At 35.5% G+C, this 1,195-nt stretch carries 1 protein-coding gene and 1 pseudogene; both read right to left on the minus strand.

Features of this window, described 5'->3' with window-relative positions:
* Positions 1-665: oligosaccharide flippase family protein (locus tag IQR33_RS15765; RefSeq protein WP_193843840.1), on the minus strand; the 665-nt coding region annotated here is incomplete at its 3' end.
* 101 nt (positions 666-766) lie between these two features.
* Positions 767-1,195 (minus strand): annotated as a pseudogene (locus tag IQR33_RS15770) (undecaprenyl-phosphate alpha-N-acetylglucosaminyl 1-phosphate transferase); the annotation flags it as partial.

Below are 1,195 nucleotides of genomic sequence, written 5' to 3' on the forward strand. Positions count from 1 at the left end.
GCTAATAAACCAATGAATACGCTTAATCCGTCATTAACTGTTCTTTTGATATTATTTAAAGAAAACAATTTAATCTGATAGCGACTTCTCAGAAAAAACAGCAATAATATAGAGGTAATAAAGATGGGAATAGTTGTGAAAAGTACGAGAAGGAAGAAATCATCTTTACTTTTTATAAAAACAACAATTGCTATAAGAAGTAGGATCTTATTAGAAATCGATGCAATCGATAGATATTTGGTTAGTGCTGCTCCTTGGAAAAACCAAGCGGAAGTCAGAAGATATCCAAAAATATAAAGAAAAAGAGGGATCAAGTACCATATAGAGTTAAATACATTTACAACATATAACGAGGAAAATAAAAAGAACACTCCAGATAAAACAAACCGCAACCCTTGATAATCAGCATAAGCTGTTTCTAAAGATAATTTATTTGCTCTATTTTTTGCAGCCACTCTAACGCCTGAATATTGGACACCATAATCAATGATTGTATGACCAAATGTAAGCATTGTTACAAATAAAAGGTATTGTCCATACAACTCTAAACCAATAGCTCTTGTTATAATTGGCATGGTTATAATAGGTATCAACATGCCCAGAAAGTCAATTGCTCCTAAGCTAAGAACATTTGATAGAAGTTCTTTTTTATTTTTTTTTAACATTCACTTACCGATGATAAACCAACTGCATTTAAAGCCATTTATAATAAGAAGCATAATACTTCCTACTTTACACATTAAAAATGAAGAAATAACGCTATGATTTACTTCATTTCAGTCCCCATTAGTGCCGGCTTTTTGAACATACGATTTATCCATGCTGAAACTCTCCATATGTGACTAATAATGGAGAAATAACACGCAAACAGAATTATAAAGGCGAGGAACATTGTAGATTCACTGACATCAGTAAAGTCAGCCCACAAGCCGATAGCGGCACAAATTGATGCCATAGAACAGATGAAAATTAACGTTGCACCTGGAGAAAGCCCAATACGCTGACAAATATGGTGTAGATGTTCTCTGTCTGGTTGGAATGGTGACTGACCTTTACGAATACGACGGATCATAATGGTTGCCATGTCCATCAACGGTAAAGCTATTAGCCACAGTGCTGTGACTGGCTTGAAGGCTACCGCTCCTGGTTCTTGCGTGCCGCGAATCAGCATCCAGACCACGCTAAAGCCGATAAA

Origin of the sequence: Vibrio sp. OPT46 (assembly GCF_015163535.1) — a bacterium.
Classification (GTDB): domain Bacteria; phylum Pseudomonadota; class Gammaproteobacteria; order Enterobacterales; family Vibrionaceae; genus Vibrio; species Vibrio alginolyticus.